At 46.4% G+C, this 14,684-nt stretch carries 7 protein-coding genes; 5 read left to right on the forward strand and 2 right to left on the reverse strand.

The window, feature by feature from the left end:
- Positions 1 to 40: 40 nt before the first annotated feature.
- Entirely contained in the window at positions 41 to 1,396 is a 1,356-nt protein-coding gene (locus tag ACX0G9_RS18275; protein ID WP_459066386.1) for a vanadium-dependent haloperoxidase, read from the forward strand.
- Positions 1,397 to 1,420: 24 nt separating this feature from the next.
- On the opposite strand, the gene ACX0G9_RS18280 is transcribed toward ACX0G9_RS18275, so the two are convergent.
- Together ACX0G9_RS18280 and ACX0G9_RS18285 are read right to left on the reverse strand one after the other, a co-directional pair.
- The gene (locus ACX0G9_RS18280) at positions 1,421 to 2,197 is read right to left on the reverse strand and encodes a response regulator transcription factor (RefSeq protein ID WP_459066387.1); all 777 of its coding nucleotides are present in this window, start codon (positions 2,195 to 2,197) and stop codon (positions 1,421 to 1,423) included.
- Positions 2,198 to 2,229: 32 nt separating this feature from the next.
- Positions 2,230 to 5,403: a ligand-binding sensor domain-containing protein gene (locus ACX0G9_RS18285; RefSeq protein ID WP_459066388.1), complete on the reverse strand. Its 3,174-nt coding sequence runs from the start codon at positions 5,401 to 5,403 to the stop codon at positions 2,230 to 2,232.
- Positions 5,404 to 5,547: 144 nt separating this feature from the next.
- Between ACX0G9_RS18285 and ACX0G9_RS18290 the strand changes: the two genes are divergently transcribed.
- Genes ACX0G9_RS18290 through ACX0G9_RS18305 form a run of 4 tightly spaced genes read left to right on the forward strand, consistent with a single transcriptional unit; the run spans position 5,548 to position 14,642 of the window.
- Positions 5,548 to 8,745, forward strand: coding sequence for a SusC/RagA family TonB-linked outer membrane protein (locus ACX0G9_RS18290; protein WP_459066389.1), 3,198 nt, complete (start codon positions 5,548 to 5,550; stop codon positions 8,743 to 8,745).
- Between the two features lie 54 nt (positions 8,746 to 8,799).
- Positions 8,800 to 10,764: a RagB/SusD family nutrient uptake outer membrane protein gene (locus tag ACX0G9_RS18295; protein WP_459066390.1), complete on the forward strand. Its 1,965-nt coding sequence runs from the start codon at positions 8,800 to 8,802 to the stop codon at positions 10,762 to 10,764.
- A 43-nt stretch (positions 10,765 to 10,807) separates the two neighbouring features.
- Complete coding sequence (locus ACX0G9_RS18300; RefSeq protein ID WP_459066391.1) at positions 10,808 to 11,509, forward strand: DUF3823 domain-containing protein; 702 nt, start codon at positions 10,808 to 10,810, stop codon at positions 11,507 to 11,509.
- A 37-nt stretch (positions 11,510 to 11,546) separates the two neighbouring features.
- Positions 11,547 to 14,642 carry a family 43 glycosylhydrolase gene (locus ACX0G9_RS18305; protein ID WP_459066392.1) on the forward strand — a complete coding sequence of 1,032 codons (3,096 nt, stop codon included), beginning with the start codon at positions 11,547 to 11,549 and terminating at the stop codon, positions 14,640 to 14,642.
- The last annotated feature ends 42 nt before the right edge of the window (positions 14,643 to 14,684 follow it).

Consider the following 14,684-nt stretch of genomic DNA (forward strand, 5'->3'; position numbering starts at 1 on the left):
TGACCGGAATTGTATAAAGAATCCGCCGATATTGCAGGTGATGAATAAAAAGACTTTTTATTTCCTGCTGTCACTGGTCGTCTTAACCCCCTTGACTGCCCTTCGATCCCAGGCCCGGCAATCTTCCGGTGATTCTCCTGATTGGGAGAAAAGGACGAACGACCCGGACTATATCCACCGCTCGGTTAAGCAGGTAACGGATGTGATCGTGCATGATATTTTTTCACCTCCCGTTGCCAGCCGGATCTACGCATATGTTACCATTGCAGGTTATGAAGCAGCGAGGAACGGCAGTACGGACCATTTTTCCTTCGCTGGCCAGTTGAATGACCTTAAACCGTTGCCTGTTCCGGATTCGGGTATAAAGCTATCCTATTCATTGGCTGCCGTACAGGCGATCCTGTTGGTGGGAAAAGCACTTGTTATTTCCGAAGAACAAATGGAAGTTTTCCATGATAAAATGATCAAAGAGTTCAAAGATGCCCGAATGCCGGAGGAGGTGTATACGAATTCGCTGGGGTACGGGAAAAAAATTGCGGACCAGGTACTTGCCTGGGCCGGAAGAGATAATTATAAACAAACCCGGTCTTTTCCCAAATATGACGTCAGCGAAGATAGCGGTACCTGGAAGCCCACACCACCTGCCTATATGAAGGCTGTTGAACCCCATTGGAGTAAAATGCGAACGTTCGTAATGGATTCTGCCCGACAATTCAAACCCGGTTCGGCGGATACTTTTTCGACTGATAAAAACAGCCGTTTTTACAAAGATGCCCTGGAGGTCTATTACACAGGATTAAGACTGCAGCCGGAGCAAAAAGCTATTGCGGATTTCTGGGACTGTAACCCTTTTAAAATGAACGTAAACGGACACGTTATGTTTGCCACCAAAAAAATTTCACCGGGAGGACATTGGATCAATATAACCGCCCTGGCCTGTAAAAAAAACCACTTGGATTTTATCAGGTCTTTGGAGGCTTATGCGGATATCTCCATCGTCATTGCCGACGGTTTCATTGGCTGCTGGGATGAAAAATACACCAGCAAGCTGATACGTCCGGAATCATTTATCAATCAATATATCGATCAGCAATGGATGCCTTTATTACAAACACCGCCCTTCCCGGAACATACGAGCGGGCATAGCGTAGTATCGGCTTGTGCTGCTGTAATGCTAACCAAATTATTCGGAGACAATTTTTCGTTCGGGGATTCTACTGAACTTGAATTTGGCATCCCCGCACGGCAATTTATGTCCTTTCGTCAGGCTGCGCAAGAAGCCGCTATCAGCCGCCTTTACGGAGGTATTCATTTCAGGCCCGCCATTGTAGCTGGGTTGGAGGAAGGGGATAAGATCGGGACCTTCATAGCTGCTAAGTTAAAGACCTCTTTGTAAACGTTTACGGAATGGATAACGGATTTACCCGTTTTTGCTCTCTTTTTGTTTGGAGTGCATATAGTCGGTTGGCGTCATGTTAAACTGTTTTAAAAAGATCCTGGCAAAATTGCTTTGGGAACTAAAGCCAACCATATCGGAGACTTCATAGATCCTGTGTTCTCCTGAAACCAGCAATTCGGCGGCTTTTTTCAAACGGGTTATATTGATCATTTCGGTGGGAGACAGGTCGGACAAGGCTTTTATTTTCCGGTAAAGGGTGATCCGGCTCATAATCATGATCCGGGCCAGTTTTTCCACATCCAGTTCCACGTCTTCCATGTTTTTACAGATGGTCTCGTTCAAGGTTTCCAGGAAACGTTCATCTGCTTTGGTATGAGCCAGTTTTTTTATATGTACGAGCGGTGAGCTGGAGAAAAACTCCCTGACCATATTGCGGTTATACAGCAGGCTGGCGATCTGGGCCTGGAGATGTTCTTTTGAAAAAGGTTTTTCAATATAAGCGTCAGCGCCTAATTCAAGTCCTTTTATTTTGGATTGAAGGGTATTTCTGGCGGTAAGCAGGATAACGGGAATATGAGAATGCTCGACAGTCGATTTGATGATCCTGCATAATTCGAACCCGTCCATTTCCGGCATCATGACATCACTCACCACCAGTTGGACGGCTTCCATCTCCAAAATGCCGAGGGCTTCTTTCCCATTGGCAGCCTTAAGAATGGAATACCGGTTATTCAACATCCTTTCCAGGAATTCAAGGATTTCCTCTTCGTCGTCCACAAGTAAAAGGAATGGCAGCATGTTTGGTGTTTTTCTGATGAAATGTAATCGTTTTATCTGGAGAAATGCAATCGTTTTTTTAAAGATAATTTTTTGGGTTTGTCAGGCCCGGACAATATGGGCAGACAAAGGATAAATGCGTTAATCCCTGGTCTCAGCGGATCCAGGTAAACCTTTCCTTTGTGTAATTCTACCAGGGACCGGACTAAGGCCAGGCCTATGCCGGTACCTTTTTGTTTGATGGTTTCTTTTAGCCGGTAAAAAGGCTCGAATATCTTTTCATTCATTTCCTGGGGAATGACAAACCCGTCATTCGTAAACTCAATTGTTATAGATGTGTCTTCATCTCCGGGACTGACAAGCAGGACGGATGCTTGTTCCCCGGCATATTTTATGGCATTACTGAGGAGATTGCTGAAGATCTTGCGAAGGGCTTCCTCGTCTGCTTGTAACCATACCTCTTCCCGGGGATGGTCGAACCGGTAAACCAAATTCTTTTTTTTAGCGAGTGAACAGAAATTCAGGTATTCTTCCTCCAGGAGCTTCGTGACATTGACACGGGTGAAGTCAAGGCTGAATCCCCTGGTCTCCGTTTGTCGGAAATCGAGGATCTGCGTGATCAGGGCCATCAGCCTGTTGGTATTTCTTTCCATGGTGATCACGTCTTCCTTTATCTCCGGCAGGATATCGATCATTTCACGAAGATTTTCAACAGGCCCTTTTATCAGGGTTAATGGCGTTCGGATCTCATGGGCGATATTAGTGAAAAAATCGATCTTTGCCTCGTAGATCTCTTTCTCTTTTTTTATCTCGGCCCTCCTGTGATAACTCCGGACAACATAATAAATCAGCAGGATTACCAGAACGGCATATAATAAATAAGCCCATTTCGTTGCCCAGAACGGAGGAAGTACTTCGATAGAAAGCTGTTTTTCGTTATTGCCCCAATGGCTTCCGGTAGCTGCTTTTACATGGAAATGGTAGGAACCCGGAGAAAGATTGGTAAAATAAACTTTTCGGTTCGTTCGCATATCGGTCCAGGCTTTATCCAGCCCTTCCATAATATAACTGTATTCCGTTCTTTCGGGAGAGCTGTAACTCAGCGCGGCGAAATCGATACTAAAAGAAGACTGATCATAGGGGAGCGTGATCTTATCGGTATAAATAATGGATTTTGTGAGAAAGGAACGGTCCCTTCCGATCTTTAATTCTTTGTTATCGACCTGGAAACCGGTTATATAAACAGGGGGCACGAAACCCGTGGGAACAAAATCATTTGGGTTAAAGGTTATCATCCCTTTCACGCTTCCAAAATATAACCTGCCATCAGGAGCCTTATACCCGGAACTGTAATTGAACTGATCATTGAGCAGGCCATTGGCCTTGGTATATACCGTTACCGGACCGTTACCCTGGTGAAGATTGACCAGTCCCCTGGAGGTGCTGACCCAAATGTCTTTATTATTATCTTCTAATGTTTTGAAGATAAAATTGCTCGGAAGACCAGTAGCCATGGTTAAACCCGAAAAATTTTTCCGGTTCGCCGACAGCCGGCATAAACCTCCTCCTTCTGTAGAAAACCACATATTATTATAGCTGTCTTCCATGATGGCATTGATGACGAACCCGGTTCCTCCGGAAGGATTGTCCGCATAATGACCTTTTTGCCCGGTGACAGGGTTATAATAAAACAGGCCGCCTCCATGCGTCCCGATCCACAGGGTATGAAGATGGTCTTCAGCAATGGCGGCAACGAAAATATCCGGAATGCCGGGGATGGGTGTGAAATCGTTGGTCTTTTCATTATAAACAAATGCGCCCCTGGAAGTTCCCAGAATTAATTTCCCAGCTTCCGTACGTATAAAACAAAGGGCAAAATTGCTTTTTAGTTCATTCGGACGAGGGCCTGCAAGATATCTGCGTTTCACCTTCCCTGTCCTTATATCCATAACGTCAAGGCCATGCTCAAAAGTACCGATCCAAAGATCGTTCCCTATGGCTATGAGACCATGAATATTAGAATAGGCGATATCCGTGGAGGCCCCTCCTGGTTTAAAATGGGTGATGGCCCCTGTAAGCGGATTTACCTTATTCAGACCGGCGTCTTCCGTTCCTATCCAGATATCGTTATACTGGTCCTGGCAGATCTCCCGCACCGCGCTTCCACTTATGGAAACAGGGGAATTGTCCGGGAAATATTTCTGAAAGGAGGAGTATTGCCGGGAATAATAGTTGACGCCTCCAAAAAAAGTACCTGCCCACACGCCGCCTTCGGTGTCCTTACAAAGCGTATACACTGCGTTGTCCGAAAGAGAATAAGGGTCGGAATATTTTTTTCTTAAATTGGTCAGCGCCTTGTCTTTAAGATTCAGGATAAAAATCCCCGATTCAGTAGCCAGCCAGAATTCATTGGGTGAATACGGGAGAATATCCCTGACGAATATGGCCGTTTTGTCGGAGTTATAGGTAAGTATATCCTCGTAGGTTCCGGTGGAATCATTAAAGGTCTTCAGCCCCTGATTGGATGTTCCGATCAGGAAAATATGATTGCCCGCATATCTGATCCGTTGCAGCCATCGTGAACTGGGCTCAGGGGAATGGGAAAAAAGATCATAGGCTGTAAACGATTTCACCCGCGGATCATATTGCTGAAGATGGCCATCATTAGTGGTGAACCAGACCTGACCGTTCACCGATTTACAAATGGATGTGGCAGAAAATCTTTGCTTTTCGGAGTAGTTGGCCAGGTTCTTTGTTGCCAGATCATACCGGTAAACCCTATTAAAGCTAAGAAACCAGAGATTACCGTTGTCATCTGTTTGTATCCAGTTGATCTCGGTCAGGGAATCCAGGACACGGACCAGTTTCTCCTGCTTTTCGTCGAAACGGAACAGACCGTTCTGTCCTCCTACCCATAGGGTGCCCTGCGAATCACAGAACAGACAATAAATGAAATCACTGCTCAGAGGGCCTTCATTGTGATCATTACGGGTAAAAAGGGAGAAATGCGTACCGTCGAAACGGTTGAGCCCTTCCTTGGTACCAAACCAAAGAAATCCTTTTTTATCCTGGACACTGCAAAAGACGGTATTGTTGGAAAGGCCGTTCTCCACCTGGTAATGTCTGAAATAATAAGGCTGGCCAACAACCGTTGTTGCATCGCTTACTAATAAGGCAACTGAACATATAAGCATCCGTATGGTGGCAAGACCTAAGGAATGTAACATGATGAAAAAATTTTGATACGGAGGGAATCAACAGCCTCGAAGGGAACGGGTACTTTCACATGATGATTTAAAAGTAGGGATTTAGATCGAAATAAATCATGTAAACGTTTGCAACCATTCAATAAACCAACAATTAATTGCTGTATGAAAATTTTTCCCCCAAAGAAATTTTTACTCCCCGCCATTACCATTTTTACTTTTTGCTGGTCTTTTGTTCTTACCGGGTTTGCCCAGGGCAGCACAAAAATTAATGTTTCGGGGGAAGTAAAAGACAGTTCCGGCACAGGGATGCCGCAGGTTACCGTTACGGAAAAGGGAACAACCAATGCAACCAGCACCGGTAACGACGGCCGGTTCAACCTCGCTGTTGCCGGAGAAAAGTCCCTTTTGGTATTTTCATCCGTTGGCTATACCACCGTTGAATTACGGGTGGGTAATAAGAAGGATGTAAATATAACCCTTGAAAGATCCAATAAAGATCTGAGTGAGATCGTGGTCGTAGGTTATGGTACCCGCAGAAAGGAATCGCTGACGGGCGCGATCGCTACGGTTACTTCAAAAGATCTGGACCGGGTACACGGCGGATCTACGGTAAGCACTGGCCTGGCCGGTAAATTACCGGGTGTGACTTTCAGGATGCCCGACGGCCGTCCGGGGTCGGCTGCCTCGATACAGATTCGTAATATGGGTACTCCTTTATACGTAATCGATGGCATACAGCAGGATGAGACACAGTTCAATAATATCGCACCCAACGATGTAGAAAGTATTTCCGTCCTGAAGGATGCCTCTGCTGCCATCTATGGGGTGCGCGCTGCCAATGGAGTGGTGGTAGTAACAACCAAAAAAGGAGTACCGGGACGCAATAACGTGAATGTGGATGCTTATGCCGGAGAGCAGAATTGGTCGCGGTTCCCAAAAGTATTGACGAATTCCTATGATTATATGAGTTACCGGGCGGATGCGGAAATGAATAGCTTCGGAAGCACCGGAATTACACCCGAAGAACTCGCTAAGTATAAACAGGGAGCCAGCGCCGGTGACGCTTACCGGAGTTTTGACTGGAGGAGTTATGTCCTGCGGGGAAATGCCCCTCAGAATTCGGTGAACGTGAACATTAACGGGGGGTCGGATAAGGTAAATTATTATGTCTCCGCTACGAATTTCTTTCAGAACTCGGTTCTGGGAAGGGAGTATAAATTCGGACGGTCCAATATCCAGGCCAATGTAACGGCAAAAATCACCAAACGATTGAAAGTAGGCGTGGATATGAACGGGCGGGTGGAATATCATGAGAATCCTGGCGTTCCGGGTGGGGATGATTATTTTCTGGCCAGGCTGGCTGTACTGCGGAATACCCCGGTGGAAAGGCCCTATGCCAATGACAATCCTGCCTATCTGAACGATCTTGGGCCGCACCTGGAATCGAATTATGCCTTCCTGAATGAAGGGCTCTCCGGAAAATACCGGAGCGATAAACGGGTGATACAGACCAATTTAAATTTGGAATACCAGGTGCCGGGCATCACGGGTCTGACTGTCAAAGGAGTGTACTCGTATTATTTTGCGGATTATCTGGAGAATAACCAGGAATATACCTATAATGCCTATACCTATCATCCGGATACCAAGACTTACCAGATCACCGGCGGCAGCACCAATCCCTGGCGTGACCGTGAACAGATCAAAAATGTAAATACGACTCAGCAGCTGCAGCTCAATTATAATAATACATTTGGCCTGCATACTATCGGAGCGACTGTCGTGGCCGAAAGGATCAATATCGATAATCGCCGGAACTGGCTGCATGCCTCACCTATTTCCAATAATCTGCCACTGATCTATTTCCCCATCATGGATCAATACCAGGATAATCAGGACAACCAGGCACGGATCGGTTATATCGGACGTTTTACCTACAGTTATGCCAACCGTTATTTCCTTGAAGCATCTGCAAGACGCGATGCCTCTTATCTCTTTGCTCCCGACAAAAGGGTTGGTTATTTTCCCGGTGTCTCAGCTGGATGGAGGATCACGGAAGAACCATTTTTCAGGAACCTGTTGAATGATAAACATTATGTCCTGAGTGATCTGAAGTTCAGGGCTTCCTACGGTCAGCTGGGTGATGACCGTAGCATTTCGGATGATAAGGACGTATTCGGGAATAAATTTCCTATTGTTCCTCCTTATGCCTATCTGCCTGGTTATAATTATAACCAGGGTACCGCGATCCTGGATGGAAATGCCGTTACGGTTTCCCGGGATAAAGGCGTTCCCATTACCCGCGTGTCCTGGTCGACAAGTAAGATCACCGATGTCGGGATCGATTTCAGCTGGTTAGGCGGAAAACTGACAGGAGCCGTTGATTATTTCTACCGTAAACGCAGCGGATTGCTGGGAAATAAAAATGATGTTGTAGTTCCGCTGGAGATCGGGTACAACCTGCCCCAGGAAAATATCAATACCGATGCGCAATATGGAGAGGAGATCTCATTGAACTATAATGGAAGGGCGGGGCAGCTGGTGTTCAACGTCGGAGGCAATCTTTCCTTTACGCGATCCAAGTTCATCAGTTCCTATAATCCCCTTTTCTATAACTCCCTGGACAGGTACCGTAATTCCCCGGAGAACAGGTATGCCAATCTTGATTGGGGTTACACCGTGATCGGCCAGTTCACTTCCATGGAACAGATCAATAGTTATAAGGTGGATATAGACGGCCAGGGAAATAAGACCCTTCTTCCCGGGGACCTGATCTATAAAGATTATAACGGCGATAGTAAAATAGACGGTAATGACGATCGCCCGCAAGGCTTCGGTTACGGAAAACAGCCAAATATAAATTTTGGATTTACGCTGGGAGCTGCCTACAAAGGATTTGATTTTCATGCAGACTTTTCGGGAGCCGCCGGCTATACCTGGTATCAGAACTGGGAGTCCCGTTGGGCATTCCAGAATAACGGTAACCTGAATTCGATATTTACGGACAGGTGGCACCGAAAGGATCCTTTCGATCTCAACAGCCCCTGGGTTGCCGGCAAATACCCGGCGAACAGGTACAATGTTGGGAACGGGCACAGCGATTATAACCATAACTCCGATTTCTGGCTGCATAATGTCAAATACCTGCGGGCAAGAACGCTCGAATTGGGGTACAGCCTGCCTGCCTCTGTTATTAGCAAGGTGAGGATACAACGGGCGAGGTTCTATCTCAATGCCTATAACCTGTTCTCTTTCGATAACCTCAAACAATATGGGGTTGACCCGGAAGTGGTGGACGATAACAGTCTTCAATTCCCTCAGAATAAGGTGGTCAACATAGGTGTGAATCTTACCTTTTAACCAATCATCAGATTAACTCCTGAAGTAATTATTATTTCCATGAAAATGAATTCAATGAAAAAGATATTCTCTCCTTCGATACGCATGATCCTGATACTTGTCGTATGTCTGATCGTGTTGGGAATAACAGGTTGTAAAAAAGACAGCGATTTTTTAAACATCCCGCCTACCCAGGTCATTCCCAATGATGTAGCCTTTTCCGATCCTGCCCTTGTATTATCCATTTTGGGGGATCTCTATAACAGGCAGTCCGATTTTTCTTCCCTGGATGGTTATTTACTGGATCCGAATGATCCTAATAGCGGTGTCGCCGGCTGGCGGACCTTCGCAGATTTCGGAGAGAGCTTTCCTTCTGAAGCTGGAAGTTATTTTATCGTGAAAAATTCCGGATGGGGCTATAATACCTGGTGGACCTGGGATTATGGATATGTGAGGGATCTTAATCTTTTCATTCAGCGCGATAGCGCCGCCACGAAATTGACGGCGGCCGATAAAGCCAGGTTTCTTGCCGAAGGAAGATTTCTACGGGCGAACTATTATTTTGAGATGGTAAAAAGAATGGGTGGTGTTCCGCTGATTCTCAATCCGCTGCAATATGATTATAAGGGGGACGCTACTCCCTTGCAATATCCAAGGGCAAAAGAATCGGACATCTATGATTTTGTGATCAGCGAAGCCGAAGCGATCAAAGATCAATTACCTTCCGATCCTACGGAAAAATCAAGGGCAACCAGGGCCGCAGCTTTGGCAATGGAGGCCAGGGCTGCTTTGTATGCGGGATCCATCGCAAAATATGGAGTAAATACACCTTCGGTTTCCCTGCCCGGGGGAGAAGTGGGTATCGCTTCCAACCTGGCAAACGGCTACTATACGAAAGCGTTGGCCGCTGCCGTCCAGATCATCAATGGCAGCGCCGGTTCCTACGGTCTGTATAAAGTATTGCCGGATTTGTCCGATAATTTTGCCGCCATCTTCACAGATAAAAGCAGCGTTAACCAGGAGTCTATTTTTGTAGAGGATTTTAAGGCAGGCGCCGGTAAAACACATGGCTTCACGATAAACGATCAGCCTTATTCTTTTTCCGACGAAGGAGGGGATGCAGGCCGCCTGGACCCATCCCTGAATCTGGTGGAAGCGTTTGAAAAACTGGACAATACTTTTGCACCGATCCCCACCACGGACGCTTCCGGTAACCCCATTTACTATACAGACCAACAGGATATTTTTGCAGGCAGGGATGCCCGCCTGGCAGGAACGGTCCTTTTGCCCAACGGTCTTTTCAAAGGAAAACACGTGGATATCTGGGCAGGTTATCTCCTGGCGGATGGAAGCATTGTTACCAGCGATGAGGCGGGCAATCTGAAGACATTGCCCGGAGGTACCGGCAGTGTGCAGGTCGTAGGTAAGGACGGCCCCGTCAACGGACTGGAATTGCGGACCCAGAGCGGTTTTTATATCCGCAAATGGCTGGACCCTACAGTAGGATCGGGCAGAAGAGGCAGAGGCAGCGATGTCCCCTTTATCCGGTATCGTTTTGGGGAAGTGCTGCTGAATGCCGCTGAAGCAGCTTTTGAACTGGGACAGGCTGACGTAGCTGCCAGTTATATGAACCAGGTTCGTTCAAGGGCGGGGCTAACGACGGCACTCACCACAGGTGATATTACTTTTGACAGGATCGTACATGAAAGAAGAGTGGAACTGGCCTTCGAAGGGCATATCCTTTTTGATATGAAACGCTGGCGAATAGCCACTAACATATGGGATGGCTTTCCAATGACCAAGACCGATCTGCTGGGTAATATCGGTAAGGCAACCAAACGGAATACACAGCCATGGGGTCTTTGGCCCTACCGGTATTATAACCCGGGCGGACCGAATGATGGCAAATGGGTGTTCAGGGAAACGCTGCCGGCTGCCGTCACCGGTTCCTGCAGGTTCCTGCTCGGCAACTATTACTCCGCCATTAATGATAATATCCGGGCTGCCAATCCCAAGATCGTCAAACAGCCAAATCAATAAACACCGAAGTAAACAACTTGTCTTTTATCTTAAACTGCCAGTTATGAAAATAAATAGTTCCCATATAGTCTTTATCGCATTTTTTTGGGCAGGATCAGCCTGTCAAAAGGATAATTACCATGCACCAGCGTCCCTGTTAACAGGACAGATCCAATATAAAGGAGAGGCCATCGGCGTGGAAAGGAACCAGGTGCCTTTCCAGCTGTATCAGCCAGGGTATGGTAAAACCGGTCCCATCAATGGGAGTTTTTCACAGGTTGGCACATTTTCCTCCCTGCTTTTCGACGGGAATTATAAGTTCCTAATTCCTTCCGGCCAAGGCCCTTTCATTTGGAAAGAACTTTCTCCCGGGATACCGGATACCTTAATGGTTACTATGAAAGGCAATCAGACCCTCAATGTCGAGGTAACCCCTTATTACATGATCAGAGATCCGCAGATCACGGGTGCTTCAGGTATGGTAACGGCTTTATGTAAAATAGAAAAGATCATTACAGATGCCAATGCAAAGGATATCGAGCGGGTAAGTCTTTATATCAATAAGGGGCAATTTGTTTCCGGGGGAGATAATATCGCAGGAATGGACATTGCCGGTTCTTCGATCGCCGATCCGGATCATATTATGTTAAGTGTGTCCGTTCCGGCGATCGTGCCTGCTCAAACCTATGTATATGTACGAATTGGCGTAAAGATCGCAGGCGTGGAAGACCTGATCTATTCACCGGTACAAAAAATTAGTTTCTGAGGTGATAATTTAATAAATATTTCTTAGATTTCCAGAGATGATAAGAGCAGTCTATGTACGATGTTTTTGGCTGGCCGGGCTTATTCAGCTTTTTTCTGTAACCCGGCTGCCTTCCCAGGAAAGAGTAAAAGCTTCCGTCATAAAGAAGAGTCAGCATACGGCAGCAAACCGATTTTATGAAAACAACAAACAGCCTTTACTAAATGGGTATTTCAGCAAGCTTCCGGTGACTTCCTTTGCCCCGGGAGGGTGGTTAAGAAAACAACTGGAATTACAACGCGATGGCCTTACAGGTCATTTGGGAGAGATCAGCATCTGGCTGTCAAAGAAGGATAATGCATGGCTAAATAAGGAGGGTAAAGGCAAATGGGGATGGGAGGAATTACCTTATTGGCTGAAAGGGTATGCCAATATCGGTTATATGTTGAATGACAGGCAGATCATTAAAGAAGCCGGGTTCTGGATAAATGCCGTGTTAAACAATCAACGTGAAAACGGGGATTTTGGCCCTGAAGTGCTGCGCAACGGCAACAGAGATCTATGGACCAATATGCCTATGTTATGGTGTCTGCAATCCTATTTCGAATATTCCCGTGATCCGCGAGTACCGGTTTTCTTAAGCCGGTATTTTAAATGGGAATTATCCATACCCGACGCTCAGTTCCTGAAAGATTATTGGGAAAACAGCCGCGGTGGGGATAATCTGTTAAGCGTATATTGGTTGTATAATCTTACGGGTGAAAAATGGTTACTTAAACTGGGGGCCAAGATCGACAGAAATATGGCAGACTGGCGGGGGAAAGGCAAACTGCCGAACTGGCATAATGTGAATATCGCCCAATGTTTCCGGGAGCCGGCGACGTTTTATCTGCAAAGTCACCGGCAGGCCGATCTTGACGCCACCTATGCGGATTTTGCATTCGTGCGGGAAAAGTATGGCCAGGTTCCCGGGGGAATGTTCGGGGCGGACGAAAATGCCCGGACAGGATATGATGATCCCCGACAGGCAGTAGAAACCTGCGGTATGGTCGAACAAATGACTTCAGATCAGGTTCTGTTACGATCCACCGGTGATACCTATTGGGCGGAAAACTGCGAGGACGTAGCTTTTAATACCTTTCCGGCTTCCTTTATGCCGGATTACCGGTCGCTTCGATACCTGACTGCTCCAAATATGGTCATCAGCGATAGTAAGGATCATTCTCCGGGTATCGATAATGCCGGCCCGTTCCTAACCATGAATCCCTTCAGCAGCCGTTGCTGCCAACACAACCATGCTGCGGGTTGGGTCTATTATGCGGAGAATTGCTGGATGGCTACACCGGACAATGGTCTGGCCGCACAATTTTTCTCGGAGGGTACGGTAACAGCCCGGGTAGGAGATGGCACAAAACTGCGCATAACCGAAAATACCCGGTATCCTTTCGAGGAAGAGGTTTCATTTACGATTCATACTCCCCGTAAAATATACTTTCCCCTATATTTGCGGCTCCCTGCCTGGTGCAAAAAACCATCGGTTCTGGTAAACGGAAAGGAGATAACTTCTTCGCTTATCCCGGGAAATTATATAAAACTGGAAAAAAACTGGCAGGAGGGAGATCGTATCCGCTTGTTGGTGCCCATGGAAATAAAGGTCAGGCAGTGGATATACAATAAGAACAGCATCAGTATAAACTATGGTCCTCTGACATTTTCAGAAAAAATAACTGAGCAGTATATTCAAAAGGATAGTAAAGAAACAGCGATAGGAGATTCAAAATGGCAGGATAGCGCAGATGTGAAAAAATGGCCTTCTTATGAAATTTATCCGGCTTCTCCCTGGAATTACGGGTTGGTATTATATCAGGAGACCACAGATCCGATGTTCAGTGATGAAGATTCTTTGCGTAAAATCTTCAAAGTAATAAAAAAGCCCTGGCCTGCCGATAATAATCCTTTTGTTAATTCATCCGCGCCTATAGAGATAAGGGCCAGAGGAAAACAAATCCCTTTCTGGACGACCGATCAATATGGTTTGTGCTCCATCCTTCCGCAAAGCCCGGTTGTTACGGACAGTCCGCTTACCGAACTTACTTTGGTGCCCATGGGCGGTTCAAGATTACGGATATCGGCTTTCCCGGTTGTCAGGAATGAATCCGATCATTCAGGGAATGTTCTTGTGAATCCATTACTTCCTTCGGGACCCGATCCATATAGTTTTTACAGGAATGGATACTATTATTATACACATACCATGGGCGACAGACTCGTTCTATGGAAAACCAAAAATCTGGCGGATCTGAAAACAGCTTCTTCCAGGACAATTTTTGTGCCTCCTGCCGGTACCGCATTTTCAAAAGACCTGTGGGCTCCGGAAGTCCTTTTTATCGATGGTAAATGGTACGCTTATTTTGCTGCCGATGACGGGGATAATAAAAATCATCGTTTATACGTGCTGGAAAACAATGCCGGCGATCCGATGGAAGGAAATTGGGTGTTCAGGGGCAAGATATCGGATGTCTCGGATAAATGGGCTATCGATGGTGACGTGTTCCGGTACAAAGAAAAATTATATATGCTCTGGTCCGGATGGGAAGGAGACCGCAATGGGCAGCAAAATATTTATATTGCTAAAATGAAGGATCCCCTGACTATTGAAGGTCCGAAAACGCTTATTTCCAGTCCCGCATTTCCCTGGGAGAAAATGGGAGATATCCATAATTCCCATGAGCTTTCCGATTCTGCACATATCGATGTGAATGAGGGGCCTCAGGCCTTGCTGCATGGTGACCGTCTTTTTGTCGTTTATTCGGCAAGTGCCTGCTGGACGGATACCTATGCACTCGGCTTATTGACCTTTACGGGTGGGGATGATCTTTTGGATGTCACCAAATGGAAAAAAAGCCCCGAACCAGTATTCCGGCAATCGCCGGAGAACAAGGTATATGCTACCGGGCACAATTCATTTTTTATTTCTCCGGATGGAAAAGAAAACTGGATCTTATATCATGCCAATTCGCAACCCGGACAGGGTTGCGGCAATACCAGATCGCCAAGGGCCCAACCATTTACCTGGAATGTTGACGGATCTCCGTCATTTGGTTCGCCCGTGAAGGAAGGGGTGGTATTGCCGGGGCCATCATCTGGCCATTAGTCATTAAAGTAACAGCAGAATAATAAATCACCAATTAATTAA

This window comes from Flavitalea flava, from assembly GCF_054461575.1.